The organism is Micromonospora sp. WMMA1996, assembly GCF_002573675.1.
Lineage (GTDB): Bacteria > Actinomycetota > Actinomycetes > Mycobacteriales > Micromonosporaceae > Micromonospora > Micromonospora sediminicola.
The window spans coordinates 1,980,141-1,999,526 of the sequence record NZ_PDHU01000001.1; the positions used below are offsets into that span (position 1 = coordinate 1,980,141).

The 19,386-nt window shown below is 75.3% G+C and carries 21 protein-coding genes and 1 tRNA gene; 16 read left to right on the plus strand and 6 right to left on the minus strand.

What is annotated here, in order from left to right; all coding sequences use genetic code 11:
- Positions 1-41: 41 nt before the first annotated feature.
- The 7 genes from COO58_RS09485 to COO58_RS09515 all read left to right on the plus strand — a co-directional run bounded on the left by COO58_RS09485 (position 42) and on the right by COO58_RS09515 (position 7,731).
- A complete protein-coding gene (locus COO58_RS09485; RefSeq protein ID WP_098744630.1) occupies positions 42-1,826 on the plus strand; it encodes a DUF4012 domain-containing protein in 1,785 nt (594 codons plus the stop codon).
- A gap of 13 nt (positions 1,827-1,839) precedes the next feature.
- Complete coding sequence (locus tag COO58_RS09490) at positions 1,840-2,466, plus strand: hypothetical protein (RefSeq protein WP_091574210.1); 627 nt, start codon at positions 1,840-1,842, stop codon at positions 2,464-2,466.
- Positions 2,467-2,564: 98 nt separating this feature from the next.
- The gene (locus COO58_RS09495; RefSeq protein WP_098744631.1) at positions 2,565-2,984 is read left to right on the plus strand and encodes a protein-tyrosine phosphatase family protein; all 420 of its coding nucleotides are present in this window, start codon (positions 2,565-2,567) and stop codon (positions 2,982-2,984) included.
- 89 nt (positions 2,985-3,073) lie between these two features.
- The gene (locus COO58_RS09500) at positions 3,074-4,342 is read left to right on the plus strand and encodes a D-alanyl-D-alanine carboxypeptidase family protein (protein WP_098744633.1); all 1,269 of its coding nucleotides are present in this window, start codon (positions 3,074-3,076) and stop codon (positions 4,340-4,342) included.
- 121 nt (positions 4,343-4,463) lie between these two features.
- A complete protein-coding gene (locus COO58_RS09505) occupies positions 4,464-5,633 on the plus strand; it encodes a glycosyltransferase (RefSeq protein ID WP_098744634.1) in 1,170 nt (389 codons plus the stop codon).
- Positions 5,630-6,352, plus strand: a complete 723-nt coding sequence (locus tag COO58_RS09510; protein WP_098744636.1) for a polysaccharide deacetylase family protein — start codon at positions 5,630-5,632, stop codon at positions 6,350-6,352. Before COO58_RS09505 ends, COO58_RS09510 begins: the two co-directional genes overlap by 4 nt.
- A gap of 89 nt (positions 6,353-6,441) precedes the next feature.
- Positions 6,442-7,731, plus strand: a complete 1,290-nt coding sequence (locus tag COO58_RS09515) for a D-alanyl-D-alanine carboxypeptidase family protein (RefSeq protein WP_098744637.1) — start codon at positions 6,442-6,444, stop codon at positions 7,729-7,731.
- Positions 7,732-7,746: 15 nt separating this feature from the next.
- On the opposite strand, the gene COO58_RS09520 is transcribed toward COO58_RS09515, so the two are convergent.
- Positions 7,747-8,772, minus strand: a complete 1,026-nt coding sequence (locus COO58_RS09520; RefSeq protein WP_098744639.1) for a LacI family DNA-binding transcriptional regulator — start codon at positions 8,770-8,772, stop codon at positions 7,747-7,749.
- Between the two features lie 206 nt (positions 8,773-8,978).
- On the opposite strand from COO58_RS09520, the gene COO58_RS09525 reads away from it, so the two are divergent.
- The 4 genes from COO58_RS09525 to COO58_RS09540 all read left to right on the plus strand — a co-directional run bounded on the left by COO58_RS09525 (position 8,979) and on the right by COO58_RS09540 (position 12,615).
- Positions 8,979-9,944, plus strand: coding sequence for an acetylxylan esterase (locus COO58_RS09525; RefSeq protein WP_098744640.1), 966 nt, complete (start codon positions 8,979-8,981; stop codon positions 9,942-9,944).
- A gap of 10 nt (positions 9,945-9,954) precedes the next feature.
- On the plus strand, positions 9,955-10,812 hold the full coding sequence (locus COO58_RS09530; protein ID WP_091574218.1) for a M15 family metallopeptidase: 858 nt from the start codon (positions 9,955-9,957) through the stop codon (positions 10,810-10,812).
- A gap of 94 nt (positions 10,813-10,906) precedes the next feature.
- A complete protein-coding gene (locus tag COO58_RS09535) occupies positions 10,907-11,413 on the plus strand; it encodes a DinB family protein (RefSeq protein ID WP_098744642.1) in 507 nt (168 codons plus the stop codon).
- 161 nt (positions 11,414-11,574) lie between these two features.
- On the plus strand, positions 11,575-12,615 hold the full coding sequence (locus tag COO58_RS09540) for a zinc-dependent alcohol dehydrogenase family protein (protein WP_098744643.1): 1,041 nt from the start codon (positions 11,575-11,577) through the stop codon (positions 12,613-12,615).
- Positions 12,616-12,784: 169 nt separating this feature from the next.
- On the opposite strand, the gene COO58_RS09545 is transcribed toward COO58_RS09540, so the two are convergent.
- Positions 12,785-13,558 carry an alpha/beta hydrolase family protein gene (locus COO58_RS09545; RefSeq protein ID WP_098744645.1) on the minus strand — a complete coding sequence of 258 codons (774 nt, stop codon included), beginning with the start codon at positions 13,556-13,558 and terminating at the stop codon, positions 12,785-12,787.
- 170 nt (positions 13,559-13,728) lie between these two features.
- Between COO58_RS09545 and COO58_RS09550 the strand changes: the two genes are divergently transcribed.
- From COO58_RS09550 to COO58_RS09565, 4 genes are all read left to right on the plus strand, one after another.
- Positions 13,729-14,121 (plus strand): hypothetical protein, encoded by a 393-nt coding sequence (locus tag COO58_RS09550; protein WP_098744646.1) that lies wholly within the window; start codon positions 13,729-13,731, stop codon positions 14,119-14,121.
- Positions 14,122-14,162: 41 nt separating this feature from the next.
- The gene (locus tag COO58_RS09555) at positions 14,163-14,570 is read left to right on the plus strand and encodes a hypothetical protein (RefSeq protein WP_098744648.1); all 408 of its coding nucleotides are present in this window, start codon (positions 14,163-14,165) and stop codon (positions 14,568-14,570) included.
- Between the two features lie 304 nt (positions 14,571-14,874).
- A tRNA-Glu gene (locus COO58_RS09560) sits at positions 14,875-14,947 on the plus strand.
- A gap of 30 nt (positions 14,948-14,977) precedes the next feature.
- A complete protein-coding gene (locus COO58_RS09565; protein WP_098744649.1) occupies positions 14,978-16,177 on the plus strand; it encodes an RtcB family protein in 1,200 nt (399 codons plus the stop codon).
- 32 nt (positions 16,178-16,209) lie between these two features.
- Here the strand turns inward: COO58_RS09565 and COO58_RS30165 are convergent, their stop codons facing one another.
- Genes COO58_RS30165 through COO58_RS09580 form a run of 4 tightly spaced genes read right to left on the minus strand, consistent with a single transcriptional unit; the run spans position 16,210 to position 18,335 of the window.
- The gene (locus tag COO58_RS30165; RefSeq protein WP_176558781.1) at positions 16,210-16,374 is read right to left on the minus strand and encodes a hypothetical protein; all 165 of its coding nucleotides are present in this window, start codon (positions 16,372-16,374) and stop codon (positions 16,210-16,212) included.
- Positions 16,371-16,589: a helix-turn-helix transcriptional regulator gene (locus COO58_RS09570; RefSeq protein WP_091574225.1), complete on the minus strand. Its 219-nt coding sequence runs from the start codon at positions 16,587-16,589 to the stop codon at positions 16,371-16,373. The genes COO58_RS30165 and COO58_RS09570 overlap by 4 nt, the downstream gene beginning before the upstream one ends.
- On the minus strand, positions 16,589-17,068 hold the full coding sequence (locus tag COO58_RS09575) for a DUF2975 domain-containing protein (protein ID WP_091574226.1): 480 nt from the start codon (positions 17,066-17,068) through the stop codon (positions 16,589-16,591). Before COO58_RS09575 ends, COO58_RS09570 begins: the two co-directional genes overlap by 1 nt.
- A 31-nt stretch (positions 17,069-17,099) precedes the next feature.
- Positions 17,100-18,335 (minus strand): MFS transporter, encoded by a 1,236-nt coding sequence (locus COO58_RS09580; RefSeq protein WP_091574227.1) that lies wholly within the window; start codon positions 18,333-18,335, stop codon positions 17,100-17,102.
- 55 nt (positions 18,336-18,390) lie between these two features.
- On the opposite strand from COO58_RS09580, the gene COO58_RS09585 reads away from it, so the two are divergent.
- Positions 18,391-19,383 carry a helix-turn-helix transcriptional regulator gene (locus tag COO58_RS09585; protein WP_098744651.1) on the plus strand — a complete coding sequence of 331 codons (993 nt, stop codon included), beginning with the start codon at positions 18,391-18,393 and terminating at the stop codon, positions 19,381-19,383.
- The last annotated feature ends 3 nt before the right edge of the window (positions 19,384-19,386 follow it).

The window sequence follows — 19,386 nt, forward strand, 5'->3', positions numbered from 1 at the left end:
GTCAATGCGCTCGGTGTCCGGTTCGACACGTAGGGGGAACAGTGACGGAACGCGGTGCTTCGCCTGGCCGGCGGCGGCGCTCGCGGCGGCGTAGCCGGGCCCGGGTCCGCCGGATCCTGCTCGTCGGCCTGGTCGTGGTCTCGGTGCTGCTGACCACCGGAGGCTGGGTCGCGTTCCGGGGCTGGCAGGCCCGTGCCCATCTGGTGAACGCCGCCGGGCTGGCCAAGGAACTCAGCTCCCAGGTGCTCGACGGCGACGTGGCCCGCGCCCAGCGGACCCTCGCCGCCCTGCAGGAGCAGGCCACCGCGGCGCGCGGCGCGACCGGGGATCCGGTCTGGTGGGTCGGCCAGCGGACGCCGTACGCCGGCGACGACCTCACCGCCGTGCGGGAGATCTCGGTGGCGGTGGACGACCTGGCCCGGCTCGCCTTTCCCACCCTCCTCCGGGTCGATCTCGCCTCGCTGGTGCCGAAGCAGGGCAAGCTCGACCTGAACCGACTGCGCGCGGTCTCGGCGGAGGTGTCCACCGCCGACCAGGCGGTCCGGCGGACGGCGCAGCGGCTGGCGGCCGTCCCGACCACAAACCTGGTGGCGCAGGTGCGCGACGCGGTCACCGCCCTGCGTTCGGAGCTCGAGCAGTTGGGTGAGCTCACCTCGGCCGCGGATCGTGGCGCCCGCCTGCTGCCGCCGCTGCTCGGCGCCGGCGGCCCGCGCACCTACCTGCTCGTCTCGCAGAACCCGGCCGAGTTGCGGTCCACCGGGGGCATGTTCGGCGCCTACGCCGTGCTGCGGGCGGAGGACGGGCGGATCCGGATGGTCACCCAGGGCACGTCGACCGAGTTGAAGTTCTTCGACCCGCCGCTCAAGGTCGCGCCGGAGACACGCCGGCTCTGGGCGGACCTGCCGGGGATGTATCCGGCCGACGTCAACCTCGATCCGGACTTCCCGACCGCCGCCGCGCTCTACCGGGAGATGGTGCGCCGCCGCACCGGGACCACCGCGGACGGGGTGCTGGCCGTCGACCCGGTGGTGTTGTCCTACCTGCTCGGCGCGATCGGTCCGGTGCCGGTGCCCGGCGGTCCGGCGTTGGCCGGCAGCACCGCGGTGCGGACCCTGCTCAGCGACGTCTACCGGGACCTGGACACGAATGCCCAGGACGAGTTCTTCGCCACGGCGGCCGCCCGCGTCTTCGATGCGATGTTCACCAAGACGGTGGATCCGCGGTCACTTTTGACCGTTTTCAACCGTTCAATCAGTGAACGTCGGATATTGTTCTGGAGTGCCCGACCTGAGGAGCAGCGCGCGCTCGCCGGCAGCCGGCTGGCCGGGCAGCTTCCGGAGAAGGACACGGTGCCGACGGTCGGCGTGTTCCTCAACGACGGCAGCGGCGCGAAGCTCGGCTACTACCTGAGGTTCTCGGCCACCCTCACGGTCGGCGACTGCCAGCCGGACGGGCGCCGCGAGCTGCGGCTCCGGATCACGGTGGGCTCCACCGCCCCGCGATCGGGACTGAGCCGGTCGGTCACCGGCCTGGCCATGTCCGGCGACAAGTACACACCACGCACCTTCGTCTCGGTGTTCACGCCGACCGGTGGCGCCGTCCTCACCGGACGGCTGGACGGACGCGACACCGCGATGGGTAGCGGAACCCACGGCCGCCGCCAGGTGGCGGTGGCGACCGTCGAGGCCAAGCCGGGGCAGACCCGGACCCTCGACGTCACGCTGCTCACCGGCCAGACCGGCGCCGGCACTGCCGAACTGGTGCTCACACCCACCGTCACCCCATGGACCACCCGAACAGTCAACGCACCAAGCTGTGAACAGTAGGAGGGAATCCATCATGCGGCTATCCCGCATCATCATGGCGCTCACGGTCGGCCTGGCCGTGGCGGCCGTGCCGACCGCGGCCGGCGCGGCGCAGCCGCAGCCACCGTACGTGCCGCCGGGCGCGGCGCTGACGGTGTCGCCCACGACGATCCGTCTCGGCGAGACCTTCACGCTCCGGGGCACCGGCTTCCAGGCCGGCGAGACGGTGCGGATCGACGTCGCCATCTCGAACCTCCCGGCCGCGGCCCCCGCCGAGGGGACCGCGCGGCGCAGCGACGGCAGCACGGTGGCGATGGCGGCGGTCGCCTACACGCCCAACCGCGCCCAGCCGCAGCCCGCGCCGACCACCTTCACGGTGACGGCCGACGGCGACGGCGCCTTCACGGTGCAGTACCGGCCGACGCGTACCGGCCGGCACACCTTCACCGCCACGGGGCTGACGTCGGGTCGGATCGCCAGCGCCACCGGCACCGTCCTGCCCGTGCACGGACGGCCGACGACCCGGCCGCCGCACCACGGCGGTCTGCCGGTCACCGGTGACAGCATCGGCACGCCGCTGAAGCTCGGTGGTGGCCTGGCCGCCGCCGGCGCGGTCCTGCTGCTGGCCTCCCTGGCCTGGCGCCGCCGTCGCCTCGGCTGAGCCGAGGCGCGCCGGGGAGGACCCGGCCGATCGTGAGTGCCCGCCGGACCCGCTCCGGCGGGCACTCACGCGTCCGGAACACGAGGCAGAATGACGTCGTGGCACCGACGCGACCGTGGGCCGACCCGACCGGCCTGCTCACGCTCCCCGGCGGCGCTGTCGTGCGCGGGCGTCGCGTCGCGGCGCCCGGCACACCCGCCGACTTCGCCCTGCTGCTCGCGCCCGGCCCCGACCCGGCCTGGCCGGCCCGGCGGATCGACTGGCCCGACTTCTGGGTCCCGCGGGACCGGGCGGACGCCCTCGACGCGCTGCGCGAGGGCCGGCGGCGCGCGTACGCGGGCGAGCGCGTCGAGGTCGCCTGTCGCGGCGGGATCGGCCGGACCGGCACCGCCCTGGCCGCCCTCGCGGTGCTGGACGGGCTCGCGCCGGGCCCGGCGGTGGCGTGGGTGCGTGCCCACTACCACCCCCGTGCGGTGGAGACCCCCTGGCAGCGGTGGTGGCTGCGCCGCGTCGACTGACCACGCCACGCAGCCGCGGGTTGGGCGCAGCGTCACCGGCCGGGTGAGCCGCGCCGGTCCGGGTCCCGGGCTGGGTAGGGTGCCTCCTCATGAGAGCCCGGGTCCTGGCCGTCGCCACCGCCGTCACCCTGCTCGTCACCGGGGCGCCCGTCCCGGCGCAGGGCGCTCCCGTGGTCACCGCCGCGCCGGTGACCACCGCGCCCTGCCCCCGACTGCCCGCGCCGAAGGTCTCCCGGCCGCCGCGCCCCGTCCCGCCGGAGCCGGTGCCCGACCAGCAGGTCGTCGGCGGTGACGCGCTGGCCGCTCCGGGGCTGGTCGCCCCGCCCGGCAGCGCCGCGCCACCGGCGGTGACCGCCACCACCTGGCTGGTCGCCGACCTGGACAGCGGCGCCGTGCTCGGCGCGTGCGGGCCGCACGTGTACGGCACCCCCGCCAGCACCCAGAAGCTGCTGCTCGCCGCCACCATGCTGAGCCGGCTCGACCCGAAGCAGGTGGCCGTCGCCACCCGCGCCGACCTGGACATCGAGCCGGGCAGCTCGGCCGTCGGCCTGCTCGTCGGCGGGCGGTACGCGGTGGAGACGCTCTGGTTGGGCCTGCTGCTGCAGTCCGGCAACGACGCGGCGAACATGCTGGCCCGGCTGGGCGCCGGCAACGCCCGGGCCGGGGTCACCGAGATGAACGCCGAGGCCCGCCGGCTCGGCGCGCGGCAGACCCACGCCGTCACCCCGTCCGGCCTGGACGGTCCGGGCCAGTTCACCAGCGCGTACGACCTGGCACTGATCGCCCGGGCCTGCTTCGCCGACGAGCGGTTCCGCCGGTACGCGCTGACCGAGCGGGCGCAGATCCCGGCCCAGCCGGCGCTGAAGAAGGGCGGATTCCAGATCCAGAACGAGAACCAGTTGATCTACCGCTATCCGGGGGCGCTGGGCGGCAAGACCGGGTTCACCGAGCTGGCCCGGCACAGCTACGTCGGCGCCGCCCAGCGCGGCGGTCGTCGGCTGGTGGTCACCCTGCTCGGGGCCGAGGCCCGGCCGGTGCGGGGCTGGCAGCAGGGCGCCCAACTGCTCGACTGGGGCTTCTCGCTGCCCCGCGACGCCTCCGTCGGCCGGCTGGTCGAGCCCGGCGAGCTGGACGCCGCGAAGGCCGAGCCGGCGCCGGCCCCGGCCGCCGCGGCGGCCCGTCCGGAGCCGTCGCCGTGGCGCGGGCCGGCCGGCACCGCGCTGCGCCGGGTCGCCGACGGGGACTGGCGGGTCATCGTCCCGCTGGCCGGGCTGCTCGCACTCGTCGTCGGCGGGACGGCGGCCGTGCTCGCCGCCCGCCGGGGCCGCTCCCGCCGAGCGGGTCGCCGCCGCGCCTGATCGCCCGGGCGCGGCCGTCGCCGCGCCTGATCGCCCGGTCGCGGCCGTCGCCGCGCCCGGCCCGTCGGCTGTCCGCCGGTTCCGGTCGCGTGGACGTCGCCGTCGTGGGTATGCGCGGCGGATGGAGCACCCGGGACGCGTCGTGGTGGTCTCCGCGGACATCGGCGCCGGGCACGACCGGGCCGCCGACGAGCTGGCGGAGCGGCTGCGCGCCCGGGGCTTCGCGGTGGACCGGATCAACGTTCTGCACCTGCTGCCCGGTCCGCTGCACCGGGCCGTGCGCGAGGCGTACCGGGGACTGCTGCACCGGCTGCCCGGGGGCTACCACCTGCTGTTCCGGCTCACCAGCCGGTCGTCGGTCCCGGTGCGCGCCGTACGCGCGCTGCTGCGCCCGTTCCGCCGGGCGATGCGGCGGCGCATCCCGCCGGACACCCGGGCGGTGGTGACCACCTATCCGTTCGCGAACCAGCTCCTCGGGCCGTTGCGCCGCCACGGGCGGCTCCGGGTGCCGGTGATCACGTACGTGACCGACCTCGTGGTCCACCCGGCCTGGCTCGCCCCGGGCGTCGACGTGTACTGCACGGTCCGGCACGCGGAGCTGCGGCCCTCGGACGGCGTCGACGTGACGGTGGTCGAGCCGCTGGTGTCGCGGGCGTTCGGCGCGGGCGACGGGGCCGACCGTCGGCGGGCCCGGCACCGGTTCGGCCTGCCCCCCGACGGTGTCCTCGCCCTGGTCGTGGCGGGTTCCTGGGGTGCGGGGGAGGTGGCGGCCACGGTCGCGGAGGTCGGCGCGACCGGGGCACGGCCGGTGGTGGTGTGCGGGCGGAACCGGGCGTTGCGCCGGCGGCTCAGCGGGGCCGGCCGGGACGTCCTGGGCTGGGTGGACGACATGCCCGCGCTGATGCGGGCCGTCGACGTGGTGGTGGAGAACGCGGGCGGCATCACCTGCCAGGAGGCGCTCGCGGCCGGGGTGCCGGTGGTCACCTACCGCCCCATCCCCGGTCACGGACGGGCCAACGCCGCCATCCTGGCCCGTTCCGGCCTGACCCGGTGGGCCGGCTCGCCCGACCAGCTCGGACCCGTGCTCGCGGCGGTCACCGGGGCGGGCCCGGCGTCCCCGGCCCGCGACGCGCGGTCCCTGGAGGACCCGGCCGGGCTGGTCGCCGAGGCTGCCCGCGCCGCCGTGCCCGCCGGGCCGGCCGCCGCGGGCCGCCGGTCGCTGCTGGAACCGGTCGGCGACGCGATCGCCGTCGTCGCCGCGCTGCTCCAGGCCGGCGGCGGACTGCGATGAGGACCGCCGCCCTCGCCGGGCTCGCGACGGCGGCGTTCCCGGCGGTCCAGGTGGCGCCGGCGCTGACCGTGCTGCCCGGCCTCCGCCGCCGCCTGCTGCCCGGCCTGCACGGCCTCGGCCCGCCGGACCGGGTCGCGCTGACCTTCGACGACGGCCCGGACTCGGAGTCCACGCCGTGCTTCCTGGACCTGCTCGCCGCGCACCGGGTCACGGCCACGTTCTTCGTCCTCGGCGCGATGCTGCGGCGCCGCCCGGACCTGGGCCGCCGGCTGGTCGACGCCGGCCACGAGGTCGCCGTGCACGGCTGGACGCACGACAACCTGCTGCTGCGCGGGCCGGCCGGCACCGTCCGCGACCTGACCCGGGCGTACGACCTGGTGGCGGAGGTGACCGGACGGCGACCGCGGTTCCTCCGCCCGCCGTACGGGGTGCTCACCGGCGCGACCCTGCTGGCGGCCCGGCGGCTGCGCCTGCGGCCGGTGCTGTGGAGCTGCTGGGGGCGGGACTGGACCGCCACGGCGACCGCCGACACGGTCGCGGCGACCGTCCGGGCCGGGCTGGCCGGCGGGGGCACGATCCTGCTGCACGACTCGTCCCACGCCGCCGTGCCGGGCGCGTGGCGCGCCGGGCTGGCCGCGCTGCCCGACATCCTGGCCGAGTGCCACCGCCGAGGGTGGCGGGTGGGCCCGCTGGGCGCGCACCGGCTGCCCGCGCGTTGACCGGCGCACCCTACCCCGCTACCCCGGGCCCGGGACGCGAATCCCGGAGCCGGCGACCCGTTCGGGTCGGCGTGGCTAGCCTGCGGGTCATGAGGACCTGGGGACCGTCCGTGGCGCTCGCCGCCGCCCTGCTCCTGCCGCTGTCCACGCCCGCCGTGGCCGCGGCCCGCCCGGGCGCCGCGTCGGCGCGCCGGCTGCCGGCCGCGGCGCCGCCCTGCCCGAACGTGCCCGCCCCGTCGACCCGGCCGCCGCAGCCGCCGCCCCCGCCCGGCCCGGCGGACCGGGCCGTGGGGGGCGCCGCGCTGGACACCTCGGGCCTGGTCGTCCCGCCGGTCGCGACGGTGCCGCCCGCAGTGGCGGCGACGTCGTGGGTGGTCGCGGACCTGGACACCGGCGTGGTGCTCGGCGCCTGCGGCCCGCACGAGTACGCCGTGCCGGCCAGCGTGCAGAAGTTGCTGCTGGCCGCCACCATGCTGCCCCGGCTGGACCCGAACCGCGAGGTCACCGTGACCGCCGGCGACGTGGCGATCGAGCCGGGCAGTTCGGCGGTGGGGCTGGCCGAGGGCGGGCACTACCGGATCGAGACGATCTGGCTGGGCCTGCTGTTGATGTCCGGCAACGAGGCGGCCAACGCGCTGGCCCGGCTCGGTGGCGGCCCGGACGGGCTGGCCGGCGGGGTCCGGGCGATGAACGCCGAGGCCCACCGGCTCGGCGCCCGGCAGACCCACGCCGTCACCCCGTCCGGCCTGGACGGTCCGGGGCAGTTCACCAGCGCGTACGACCTGGCGCTGATCGCCCGGGCCTGCTTCGCCGAGCCGGCCTTCCGCCGCTACACCGCCACCCGCACCGCGCAGGTGCCCGCCCAGCCGGCGCTGCGGGAGAAGGCCTTCCAGATCCAGAACGACAACATGCTGCTGGACCACTATCCGGGCGCGATCGGCGGCAAGACCGGCTTCACCGACCTGGCCCGGCACACGTACGTCGGTGCGGCCGAGCGCGGTGGACGGCGCCTGGAGGTCACCCTGCTCGGCGCGGAGGTCACCACCCAGCGCGGCTGGCAGCAGGGGGCTGCGCTGCTGGACTGGGGTTTCGGGCTGCCCCGGGACGCCGCGGTCGGCCGCCTGGTCGAGCCGGGGGAGCTGGACCGCGCCACGCCCCCCGCCACGGGGGCGGCGTCGGCCCTGGCCGGGCACGCCGACCTGCGCGGCGGCGCCTCGGCCCCCGGCTACCGGCCGGGCGCGGGGCTGTCGGTCGCGGTGGGCGCGGTGCTGGTGGCCGGGGGAGCGGTGCTGCTGGCCCGGCGTCGTCGGCACGCCGCCGCGGTCGCCGCGTCGACCGCCGTGGTGGTGCGGGAGGGCGAACTTCCGGAAGTCGACTGAAACGACCCGGGCCGGTCAGTGGCCGGCCGGCCCGGCGGTGCTGTCCCGCACCACCAGCTCGGTGGCCAGCTCCACCCGGGGCGACTCGATCTCCTCGCCCTGGGCCAGGCGCAGCACCGTGCGGGCGGCGAGCCGGCCCATCTCCACCAGCGGCTGGCGCACGGTGGTCAGGGGCGGCGAGGCCCACCGGGCCTCGGGCAGGTCGTCGAAGCCCACCACGCTCACGTCGTCGGCGACGCGCAGGCCGCGCCGGCGTACCGCCTCGTAGACGCCGAAGGCCATCTGGTCGCTGGCCGCGAAGATCGCCGTCGGCGGGTCGTCGAGGTCGAGCAGGGCGCCACCGGCGGCGAAGCCGGAGGCGTGGTAGAAGTCGCCCGGCTGGACCAGGCGGTCGTCGGCCGGCACGCCGGCGGCCGCCAGCGCGGCGCGGTAGCCGTCGAGTCGGGCGCGGCTGCACAGCAGGTGCGGCGGGCCGGCGACGAAGCCGATCCGGCGGTGGCCCCGGGTGAGCAGGTGTTCGGTGGCGGCCAGGCCGCCGGTCCAGTTGGTGGCGCCGATCGCCGGCACGTCCGTCCCGGCCACCCCGGCGTCCGGGTCGACCACCACCACCGGCACGTTGAGCCGGCGCAGTTGCGCCTGGACCGCCGGGCTCAGGTGCGAGGTCACCATGATCACGCCGTCCGAGGCCCGCCCGCGCAGGTTGTGCAGCCACTGTCGGGTGGAGCTGGACTCGCGGTGCACGGCCGAGACCACCGTGCCGATTCCGGCGGCGTGGTTGACGTCCTCCACCCCACGGATGATCTCCACGGCCCACGGGCTGTCCAGGTCGTTGAAGACCAGGTCGACCAGGTTCGCCCGGCGTACGGTGCGGCTGCCGCGGCGTCGGTAGCCGTGGTGGCGCAGCAGCTCCTCGACGCGTTCCCGGGTGTCCGGCGCGACGTCGGACCGCCCGTTGAGCACCCGCGACACGGTGGGCACGGAGACGCCGGCCTCCCGTGCGATCGCGGTGATGGTCACCCTGCGCTCGTCGTCCGCGTTCACCCCGAGTCCCCTTCGCCGGCTGCCCGGAACCGACCGGCAAGCCGTGCCGCCCCACCGACATCTTGCCGTACGGCGTGGTCTTGACGACAGGTCGGGCCGGTCCTAGCGTTCGCACGGGTTGCGGAAAGCTTCCGGAACGCGGCGGGGTGCCTTTCGGCGACCCGTCGTCGTCCTCCCCACCACCGGACGACGAGGAAACGTCAGGCGTGTTGACCGACCTGCCCGAGGCGGAACTCCGCCGCCACCGCAGCGACCTGCGCGAACCATCCGACTTCGATGCCTTCTGGGCCGACACGCTCGCGCAGGCCCGCTCCTGCGGCGAGCCCGTCGAGGTGACACCCGTGCCCACCCCGCTGGCCGGGGTGGACGTGTTCGACGTGACCTTCCCCGGGTTCGCCGGTCAGCCGGTGCGGGCCTGGCTGCGGGTGCCCCGCGGCGCCTCCGGCCCGGCGCCGACGGTCGTGCAGTACGTCGGCTACGGCGGCGGGCGCGGCCACCCGCTGGAGAACCTGCTCTGGTCCGCGGCCGGGTTCGCGCACCTGCAGATGGACACCCGGGGCCAGGGTTCCGGGTGGAGCCGGGGCGACACCCCGGACGTGGCCGCGGCCGGACCGCAGGCCCCCGGCATGGCCACCCGCGGGGTGGAGGACCCGCGCCGGTACTACTACCGGCGCTTCCTCACCGACGCCGTCCGCGCGGTGGACGCCGCCCGCGGCCTGCCGGCCGTCGACCCGGACCGGGTCGCCGTGCTCGGCCACAGCCAGGGCGGCGCGGCCGCGCTGGCCGCCGCCGCGCTCGCGCCCCGGGTCCGCGCCGCGGTGGTCCACGTGCCGTTCCTCTGCGACGTGCCGCGCGCCGTGACGCTCACCGACTCGGCGCCCTACCGGGAGATCCGGGACTACCTGGCCGTGCACCGCGACCGGGAGGAGCAGGTGCTGCGCACGCTCGGCTACGTCGACGGGGTGGCGTTCGCCCGCCGCGCGACCGTGCCGGCCCGCTTCTCCGTCGCGTTGATGGACGACATCGTGCCGCCGTCGACGGTCTACGCCGCCTACCACGACTACCGCGGCGACAAGGAACTGGCGGTGTGGCGGTGGAACGGCCACGAGGCGGGCGGCGTCGACGACGACGCGGCCGCGCTGGACTTCCTCCGCGCCGCCCTGCACGGCTGACCGCCGGTCGATGCCGGCCCGGGCGCCGGGCCGGGCTGGTAGACACGGCAGGGTGGGCACCGGCAGACGCGCGGCGACGGTCCTGGCCGTGGCCGCCGTGGCGCTCGCCGCGGCCTGCCAACGGCCGGCGCCGCGTCCGGCCCCGCCGTCGCCCACCCCGAGTGGCCCACGCGCCCCGGCCGACGTGGTCGACCTGGCCGCCGTCGACCCGACGATCCGCACCGACATCCGGTACGCCGGCGCGCACAACTTCGTCGGCCGGCCGATCGACGGCTACCCCGAGCCGCTCTGCCTGCTCACCCGCCGGGCCGCCGAGGCGTTGCACCGGGTGCAGACCGCGGCGCTGGCCGGCGGCCACAGCCTAAAGGTCTACGACTGCTACCGGCCGCAGCGGGCGGTGGACGAGTTCGTGGCCTGGGCCAAGCGCCCCGACGAGCAGCAGATGAAGGGCGAGTTCTATCCCGCCGTGCCCAAGGACCGGCTCTTCGCCGACGGGTACATCGGCGCGCCGACCGCGCACAGCCGGGCCAGCACGCTCGACCTGACCCTGGTCCCGGTGCCCGGCCCCGAGCCGGCCCGGTACGTGCCCGGCCAGCCCCTGGTGTCGTGCACCGCGCCCGCCGGCCGTCGCTTCGCCGACGACTCGGTCGACATGGGCACCGGGTTCGACTGCTTCGACCCGCGCGCCCACACGGACGACGCCCGGGTCACCGCCGCCGCCCGGGACAACCGGGAACTGCTGCGGGAGCTGATGAGCGCGCAGGGCTTCGAGAACTACCCGCGCGAGTGGTGGCACTACCGCTACGTCGACGAGCCGTACCCGGACACCTGGTTCGACTTCCCGGTGGCCCGGTCCTCGCTGCGGTAATTGCCGGCACCTCATGATCCACACCGGCTAGGCTGCCGGCGACCGCCGCCGTCCACCATCGGCGGGCCGCCGGCCCGCCCGGAGAGGATCCACCGTGCCGACCGAACGGATCGGCCCGCCGCTGCGGGCCGGTGAGCGGGAGACGCTGCGCGCGTTCCTCGACTTCCACCGCGCCACCCTGGCCCTCAAGTGCGAAGGGCTGACCGACGAGCAGCTGCGCCGGCCGGCGTCGCCGCCGTCCACTCTCTCCCTGCTCGGGCTGCTGCGGCACATGGCCGAGGTGGAGCGCACCTGGTTCCGCCGGGTCATCGCCGCCGAGGACGTGCCGCTGATCTGGTCGGAGACCGGCGACTTCCAGGCGGCGTACGACGCGCGGGAGGCCGACGGCGCGCAGGCGTGGGAGGCGTGGCGGCGGGAGGTCGCACACGCCCGCCGCATCGAGCGGGAGGCCGAGTCGCTGGACGTGACCGGCCACCAGGCCCGGTGGGGCGAGGACGTGTCGCTGCGCCTGGTGATGCTGCACATGATCCACGAGTACGCGCGGCACAACGGCCACGCCGACCTGATCCGCGAGGCCGTCGACGGCACCGTCGGCGCGTAAGGCCGGGCCCCCTGTTAACGCCTCCGGTAGAGGAGGGGCCCCCTTTTAACACGTCGATCACCGTGCGCGGGACCGAGGTCCCGCGCACCGGGCCCTCCGGCCCTGCCCCCGCCCACCGCCGCGGAGAAGCGTGGGAGGTGACAACGGCGTGAGGAGGAGCCATGAAGGCACTCGTGTACGGCGGGCCGGGCGAGAAGTCCTGGTCCGAGATCCCGGACCCCACCGTCGCCGGCCCCCGCGACGCGATCGTCCGGGTCGACGCGGTCACCATCTGCGGGACCGACCTGCACATCCTCGGCGGTGACGTGCCCGAGGTCCAGCCGGGCCGGGTGCTCGGCCACGAGGCGGTCGGCACGGTCGTGGCGGTCGGTGACGGCGTCGCCAACCTCACCGAGGGCGACCGGGTCCTCGCCTCCTGCATCTCCGCGTGCGGCGTGTGCCGCTACTGCCGTGAGGGCGTCTACGGGCAGTGCCTCGGCGGCGGCGGATGGATCCTCGGGCACACCGTCGACGGCGTGCAGGCCGAGTACGCCCGCGTCCCGTTCGCCGACCTGTCCACCTACCGGCTGCCCGAGACGGTCTCCGACGAGGCCGCCGTGCTGCTCGCCGACATCCTGCCCACCTCCTACGAGGTCGGCGTGCTCAACGGCGGGGTGCGCCCCGGCGACACCGTGGTGGTCGTCGGCGCCGGCCCGATCGGCCTGGCCGCGATCCAGACCGCCCGGCTCTTCTCGCCCACCCACGTCATCGCCGTGGACAAGGCGCAGAGTCGGCTCGACGCGGCCAAGCGGTTCGGCGCCGACCTGACCGTCCTCGCCGACGACGACCCGCTCGACGTGGTCCGTTCGGTCACCGCCGGACTCGGCGCGGACGTGGCCATCGAGGCGGTCGGGGTGCCGGCCAGCTTCGAGCTGTGCACCACGCTGGTCCGTGCCGGCGGACGGGTGGCCAACATCGGCGTGCACGGCGCGCCGGCCACGCTGCACCTGGAGCGGCTGTGGATCCGCGACGTCACCATCACCACCGGCCTGGTCGACACCCGCACCACGCCGAAGCTGCTGGACATGCTGGTCGCCGGCCAGCTCGACACCGCGCACATGGTGACCCACCGGTACGCGCTCGACCAGATCGTCGAGGCGTACGACGTGTTCTCCCGCCCGGCCGAGACCGGCGCGCTCAAGGTCGTGCTGACCCGTCGCTGAGGGAGGTGCCCGATGACCCCACGAACCAGGTGGACCCTGGCCGGGCTGGCCGCCATGGCGGTGGCGGCGGTGGTCGCGTACCCGGTGCGGGTGCGCCGACCGCGACGAGCCCGGCGGTGAGCCCACCGTGCCGCGTCCCCGGCCGCGCGCCGGGGGCGCGGCACGCCGGTCAGGGCCGGCGCAGCGGCAGCCAGGCCAGCACGTCCTGGATCCGGGCGTCCCAGTAACCCCACTCGTGGTCGCCGGGACCGAAGTCGACGGTGAGCGGCACCCCGCGTCGCCGGGCGGCGTCGACGAACCGGACGTTGTCCTCGTGCAGGAAGTCCTCGGTGCCGCAGGCGACGTAGAGCGCCGGCAGGTCGGCGCCGGCCCGGTCCAGCAGGCCCACCGTGTCGTCGTGCTCCGGCGCCGGCCGGTCGCCCCACACGGTGTGCCACACCGCCGGGTCGACCGGCCGGGTCGGGTGGTCCCGCCGGCGCACCACGTCGAGCGCCCCGGAGAGGCTGGCCGCCGCGGCGAACCGGTCCGGGTGCCGCAGCGCCCACTTCACCGCGCCGTAGCCGCCCATGGACAGGCCCGCGACGAACGTGTCCTCGCGCCGGGCGGAGAGGCGGAAGAACGATCGGCACACCTCGGGCAGCTCCTCGGTGAGGAACGTCCAGTACCGGTTGCCGTGCGCCTCGTCGCAGTAGAAGCTCCGCTGCACCTGCGGCATCACCACGGCCAGGCCGAGCGGGGCGACGTAGCGCTCGATCGAGGTGCGCCGGGTCCAGACCGTGTCGTCGTCGGTCAGGCCGTGCAGCAGGTAGAGCACCGGCGGGTCGCCGTCGGTCACGGCGCCCGGCATGCCGATGCCGGCCGCGCCCGGGTCGGGCAGCAGCACGGTCATCGAGGTGCCCATGCCGAGGGCTGCGGAGAAGAAGTCACACCTGATCCGGGCCATGAGCCGGCAGCGTACCCCCGGCGGGGGACCGGAGGGGCCCGACGGAGTTCGGATCGACCGTTCCTATTGCCCTGGGCGGTCGGTCGGGACAGGATGGCCATGCGTGCCGGAAACATGACCGTAACCTGCACGCGCTGCTGGTCTCTGTCACGAGGAAGTGGGAGTCAGTCATGAGCGACGTCTCGGCGGCACTGGGTGTGCGCCTCTACCCGGACCTGGTCGAGCCCGGCGGTCTGGCTCCCGCGCTCGCGCAGACCGCGAGCGCCCACCAGCTCGAGGTCGGCCGGGTCACCGCCCCCGAGCAGGGGCGCAGCCGGTTCACCTGCGCCGAGATGACCTCCGACCGGGGCGTCGTCTGCGTCAGCCTCGGCGCTCAGGCCCGCTACTTCATGATCGACCTGCGGGTGGACGGCGAGGTCCAGGCCCGGGGCGACGCCACCGACCTGCTCCAGGTCGCGCAGGTGGCCGCCGCCTGGCGGGCCGGCACCACGCTCGCCGAGCTGACCGCCCGCTACCCGTTCATGGAGGAGATGAGGCGCCACCCGGTGGCGCACGCCGGCTAGGGGCGACCGGTTCCGCCGCCCGCGTCGGCTAACGTGTCGCCGTGGAGCACACGGCCCGACTGATCACCCGGAGCTGCACCACCGGTTGGGCGGACTGGATCCACGGTGAACTCTGGTTGTTGCCGCACCTGCTGGTGCGCCGTCGGCTGAGCCTTCGGGAGACCCGCGCGCACGCCAACGGGCGGACGGTTCCGCACCCGCTGCCCGAGGTGCCGGCGTCGACCCTGGACCTGGCCGCCGTCGCCGAAGGCCATTCCTCCAACAAGGTCCTGGCACTGAACGACGTGACGGGGGCCCGCCTGCACCGGGGGGTCCTCAGTGACCGGTTGGCGCTGACGATGCGCGACGGCAGTCGCCACAAGTTGCTCTGGCTGCGGGTCGATCCCGCGCACGAGGTGCTCAGCCACGCGCTCGCCGAGTCGCTGGGCGACCGTCTCCGGCGGGACTGACCGCGCGGATATCGGGTTGCCGCCAGGTCGGCCGCGCCCGTACCGTGAGCGGGCAACGTCCACCTGATCCACCCGGGGGAGCCCACCGTGTCGCAGCAGAATCGCACCCGAGCCGAGCGGCCCGCGCCGCGCGGTGGTGCCCTGCTGTCCGAACCGGGCACGTGCCGCCGCCGTCGGCAGTGGCCACCAGGGTGGTGGCGCGTCTAGCGCCGGCGCGACGATCCGCGCGAACCGCCCGCCCCCAGACCGGAGCCGGGCGGTTCTCCGTGTCCGGGGCACCTTCGAGACGGCGTCGGCCGTCCCGGGGCCGTTGGAGCAACTGGCAGCTCACCCGGTTCTCAGCCGGGAGGCTACGGGTTCGAGTCCCGTACGGCCTACGTCAGACGGACACGAGCAAGGAGACGACGATGGGTTTCACCCCGATGGCCGGTACCCGGGCGCCGGTCCGGGTCTGGACCGACCCGTACACGATCGAGGCGCAGGCGGCGCGGCAGCTGCGCAACATCGGCGCGCTGCCCTGGGTGCACGGCGTCGCGGTGATGCCGGACGTGCACTTCGGTAAGGGCGCGACGGTCGGCTCGGTGATCGCCATGCGGCAGGCGGTGTCGCCGGCCGCGGTCGGCGTCGACATCGGCTGCGGCATGTCCGCGGTGCGCACCTCGCTGACCGCGTCCGACCTGCCCGACGACCTCGCGTCGCTGCGCTCGGCGATCGAGGCGGCGATCCCGGTCGGCTTCGCGATGCGCGAGGACGCGGTGGACCCGCGCCGGATCCGCGGTCTGGAGCAGGCGGGCTGGGACGACTTCTGGCGCCGGTTCGGCACGCTCGACCGGAAGGTGGCCCAGCTCGAGACCCGGGCGCGGCGTCAGCTGGGCACGCTCGGCGGCGGCAACCACTTCATCGAGGTCTGCCTGGAGCAGGGCGGCCCGGACGACGGTCGGGTCTGGCTGATGCTGCACTCCGGTTCCCGCAACATCGGCAAGGAGCTGGCCGAGCGGCACATGGCGGTGGCGCGCGGGCTGCCGCACAACACCGACCTGCCCGACCGGGACCTCGCGGTGTTCCTCGCCGGCACGCCGGAGATGGAGGCCTACCGCCGGGACCTGTGGTGGGCGCAGGAGTACGCCCGGCGCAACCGGGCCGTGATGCTCGCCCTGCTCTGCCAGGTGGTCCGGGAGGCGTTTCCGCGGGTGGGTTACGACGAGCCGATCTCCTGCCACCACAACTACGTGGCGGAGGAGAGCTACGACGGGGTGGACGTGCTGGTGACGCGGAAGGGGGCGATCCGGGCCGGCCGGGGGGACCTGGGCATCATCCCCGGCTCGATGGGCACCGGCTCGTACATCGTGCGCGGCAGGGGCAACCCCGACGCGTACTGCTCGGCGTCGCACGGCGCCGGCCGGCGGATGTCGCGGGGGCAGGCGAAGCGGACGTACAGCACGGAGGACCTGGCCGCGCAGACGGCCGGGGTGGAGTGCCGCAAGGACGCCGGGGTGGTCGACGAGATTCCCGGCGCGTACAAGGACATCACCCAGGTGATGGCCCAGCAGGACGACCTGGTCGAGGTGGTCGCCCACCTCAAGCAGGTCGTCTGCGTGAAGGGCTGAGCGGAGGGGCCGGCGTCGAGGGGGCGCCGGCCCTACCGGGCGCGGCGGCGCAGGCGTACGCCGATGGCGACCGCGCCGATGACGAGCAGCGCGGACAGCAGTTGCAGGCCGGGGGAGTCGTCGGCCTCGCCGTACACGAGGCCGGCGACGCCGAGCGCGACGGCCAGCAGCGCGACGGCGGCGAGCAGCGCTCTCACGGCTCCTCCCCGTCCTCGACGTATTCGAGCAGGTCGCCGGGCTGGCAGCCGAGCACCCGGCACATGGCCTCCAACGTGCTGAACCGGACCGCCTTGGCGCGGCCGTTCTTCAGCACCGCGACGTTGGCCGGGGTCAGCCCGACCCGCTCGGCGAACTCGCCGACGCTCATCTTGCGCTTGGCCAGCTCGACGTCGATGCGGACCACGATGGGCATCAGATCACCGCTTCCATGTCGGTGCGCAACGTCGTGGCCTGCCGCAGCAGCGCGCGCATCACGACCATCAGCAGCCCCAGCACGCTGACGCCGGTGGTCAGCAGGAACAGCAGCAGCGGCAGCCCCGGGTCGTCGGCGTGGAAGCCGACGTAGAGGAAGACGCCCACCAGCACCACCCAGGCGGCGGCGATCGCCCAGACGATCCCGTCGACCCAGGCCAGGGACGCCGGGGTGAAGATCCGGTCGTTCTTGACCAGGGTGAGCAGCTGCCAGGTGCAGACGATCACCACCTGCACGCAGAGCACCCAGAAGATGGTCACGGCGGTGGCCGGCCACCTCAGGTACGCCATGTCCGGGTCCTCCCGCGCCATGTGCGCGAACTGCCCGGGCAGGGACATGGTCTGGAACAGGACCAGGATCCCGAACAGCAGGACGAGGAAGGCGCGGAGAGGTGTCACCGCGCGTTGCGCTGTCAACATGCATCGACTATCGCGCGGAAGCTATCGAAAGTCAATCGGTACCGTGCGGTAGGCGCTTGCGGGTGAGATAGAGCGGCAGCCAGGTCAGCGCGGCGCCGGCCGCCCCGACCCAGAGCGGGGCGCGTGGCCCGGCGTACTGGCCCAGCAGGCCGGCGAGCCCGGCGCCGACCGCGATCGCGCCGGTCAGGAGGAACCGGAACGTGGCGTTCATCCGGCCGAGCAGCCGGTCCGGGGTCACCCGCTGCCGCAGACTCACCCCGATGACGTTGCCGATGCCGGTCCGCCACGCCAGGGCCAGCCAGCCGAACCCGGCCAACCACAGCCAGGGTCCGTGGTCGACCAGCGCCACCAGCGCGCCGGCCGGCGCGACCAGCAGGCCGGGCAGCCACAGCGCGCGTCCGGCGCCGATCCGGGCCGCCAGCGGGCGGGCGGTCACCGCGCCGAGCAGCGCCCCGACCCCGCCGACGCCGAGGAAGAGGCCGAGCGCGCCGGCGTCCAGCCGCAGCTCACGCAGGAAGACCACCGGCAGCATGGTGGTCATCAGGTTCACCGTGAGGTTGATGCCGGCCAGGGAGACGGCGAGTGGGCGCAGTACGCCTCCGCCGAGCACGTGTCGCACTCCCTCGCCCAGCTCCCGGCCGAAGCCACCGGCCGGCCGCTTCCCCACCGGGGCCGTCACGGGACGGATCCGGCTCAGCGCCAGCGCGGCGAGCAGGTGGGTGACCGCGTTCAGGGCCAGCGCGAAGGGCGCGCCGAGCGCCTGCACCAGCAGGCCGCCGAGCCCTCGGCCGCCGATCTGGACCACGGCGTTGGTGGTCATCAGCAGCGAGTTCGCCGCGACCAGGCGCTCGCGGCCGATCAGCTCCGGCAGGACGCTCTGCGCCGCCACGTCGCCGAAGACGGTGGCGACGCCGACGAGCAGCACCACCGCGTACAGCTGGCCGAGCGTCAGGGCATCCGCCCACCAGGCGAGCGGGACCGAGGCGTAGAGCACCGCGCGGGTTCCGCCGGCGGCCACCAGCACGGTCCGTCGGGGGGTCCGGTCGACCCACACTCCGGCGGGCAGCCCGATCAGCAGGAACGCGGCGGTGCCGAGCACCGCCAACAGACCGACCTGACCGGGCGTGGCGGCCAGCGCCACCACGGCCAGCACCGGTATCGCCAGGTAGCCCACCTGGAAGCCGACGCTCTCGGTGAGGCTGGCCGCGTAGACGTAGCGGAAGGCGCGGGGCCAACGGGTGGACGAGACGGAGGTGGTCGCGGTCATGCCAGGACCCTGTCCGGCACCTCGGACGACGGTCGATAATTTTGAGCCTGGTCGAATGCGGGAGGCGCCGGTGCTGCGGGTCGCGTTGGGAGTGCGGGACCTTGCCGGGGTGCGCTTCGCGATCTCGCCGCTCTGGGAGGTCGTCGCGAGCGTCCGGGCGCTGCGGTCGCCCGAGTCCTTCCCCGCCCACCAGCTCTGGCGCGACCAGGTCGCGCCGCGCCTGGCCGGCGTCGACTGGCGCCTGCTCGCCGACCTGGTGCCGGTGCCCACCGTGGTGATCCCGGGCTTCGTCTGCCCGCCGCCGGCCGCGCTGCCGGAGCTGGAGACGGAACTGACCGCCCTCGTGGCCACCCCACCGGACCTGGTGCGCGCCGGGTTGGCCGAGCTACCGCCGACCCGCTCGCCCCGGCTCGCCGCCCTCCACGACGATCCGACGACCGGGCTCGCCCACCTCGCGTCGGTGATCGACGACTACGCCGCGGTGGCGATCGCCCCGTACTGGCCGCGGATGCGGACCCTGTTGGAGCGCGAGATCATGGTGGCCGCCGGGCGGATGGCCGCAGACGGGCTGCGCGGCCTCCTCGACGGGATCGACAGGCATGTGTCCTGGGACGACGGCACGCTGCGCGTCGACCACCTGACCCGGGCCGGTGCGGTCGATCTCGGCGGGCGTGGCCTGGTGCTCGTCCCGTCGGTCTTCGCCGGGGCGCGGGTCTGGTCCAACCTGACCGAGCGCCCGGCCCAACCGCTGCTGCGGTACCCGGCCGGCGCCGTCGGCACGCTCTGGGAGCGCAGCGTCGCCCCGCCGAGCACGGCGCTCGCCCGCGTGCTCGGCCGGACCCGCGCCGTCCTGCTGCACGAGCTGGCGGTGCCGGCGTCCACCACCGAGCTGGCCCGACGGCGAGGGTTGAGCGCGGGCACGGTCTCCCACCATCTCACCGCGCTGCGCGATGCCGGCCTGGTCGGCACGCACCGGGCGGGGCGGTTCCTGCTGTACGCCCGGACCGGATCGGGAGAGGCCCTGGTCGACGGCGCCGGACCGGGGTGACGT

Bases quoted from the DNA above. Each gene is read 5' to 3' on its own strand.
- COO58_RS09490 (WP_091574210.1), top strand. From the start codon at position 1,840: ATGCGGCTATCCCGCATCATCATGGCGCTCACGGTCGGCCTGGCCGTG.
- COO58_RS09500 (WP_098744633.1), top strand. From the start codon at position 3,074: ATGAGAGCCCGGGTCCTGGCCGTCGCCACCGCCGTCACCCTGCTCGTC.
- COO58_RS09505 (WP_098744634.1), top strand. From the start codon at position 4,464: ATGGAGCACCCGGGACGCGTCGTGGTGGTCTCCGCGGACATCGGCGCC.
- COO58_RS09510 (WP_098744636.1), top strand. From the start codon at position 5,630: ATGAGGACCGCCGCCCTCGCCGGGCTCGCGACGGCGGCGTTCCCGGCG.
- COO58_RS09515 (WP_098744637.1), top strand. From the start codon at position 6,442: ATGAGGACCTGGGGACCGTCCGTGGCGCTCGCCGCCGCCCTGCTCCTG.
- COO58_RS09530 (WP_091574218.1), top strand. From the start codon at position 9,955: ATGCCGGCCCGGGCGCCGGGCCGGGCTGGTAGACACGGCAGGGTGGGC.
- COO58_RS09540 (WP_098744643.1), top strand. From the start codon at position 11,575: ATGAAGGCACTCGTGTACGGCGGGCCGGGCGAGAAGTCCTGGTCCGAG.
- COO58_RS09545 (WP_098744645.1), bottom strand. From the start codon at position 13,558: ATGGCCCGGATCAGGTGTGACTTCTTCTCCGCAGCCCTCGGCATGGGC.
- COO58_RS09550 (WP_098744646.1), top strand. From the start codon at position 13,729: ATGAGCGACGTCTCGGCGGCACTGGGTGTGCGCCTCTACCCGGACCTG.
- COO58_RS09565 (WP_098744649.1), top strand. From the start codon at position 14,978: ATGGGTTTCACCCCGATGGCCGGTACCCGGGCGCCGGTCCGGGTCTGG.
- COO58_RS09570 (WP_091574225.1), bottom strand. From the start codon at position 16,589: ATGCCCATCGTGGTCCGCATCGACGTCGAGCTGGCCAAGCGCAAGATG.
- COO58_RS09575 (WP_091574226.1), bottom strand. From the start codon at position 17,068: ATGTTGACAGCGCAACGCGCGGTGACACCTCTCCGCGCCTTCCTCGTC.
- COO58_RS09580 (WP_091574227.1), bottom strand. From the start codon at position 18,335: ATGACCGCGACCACCTCCGTCTCGTCCACCCGTTGGCCCCGCGCCTTC.
- COO58_RS09585 (WP_098744651.1), top strand. From the start codon at position 18,391: ATGCGGGAGGCGCCGGTGCTGCGGGTCGCGTTGGGAGTGCGGGACCTT.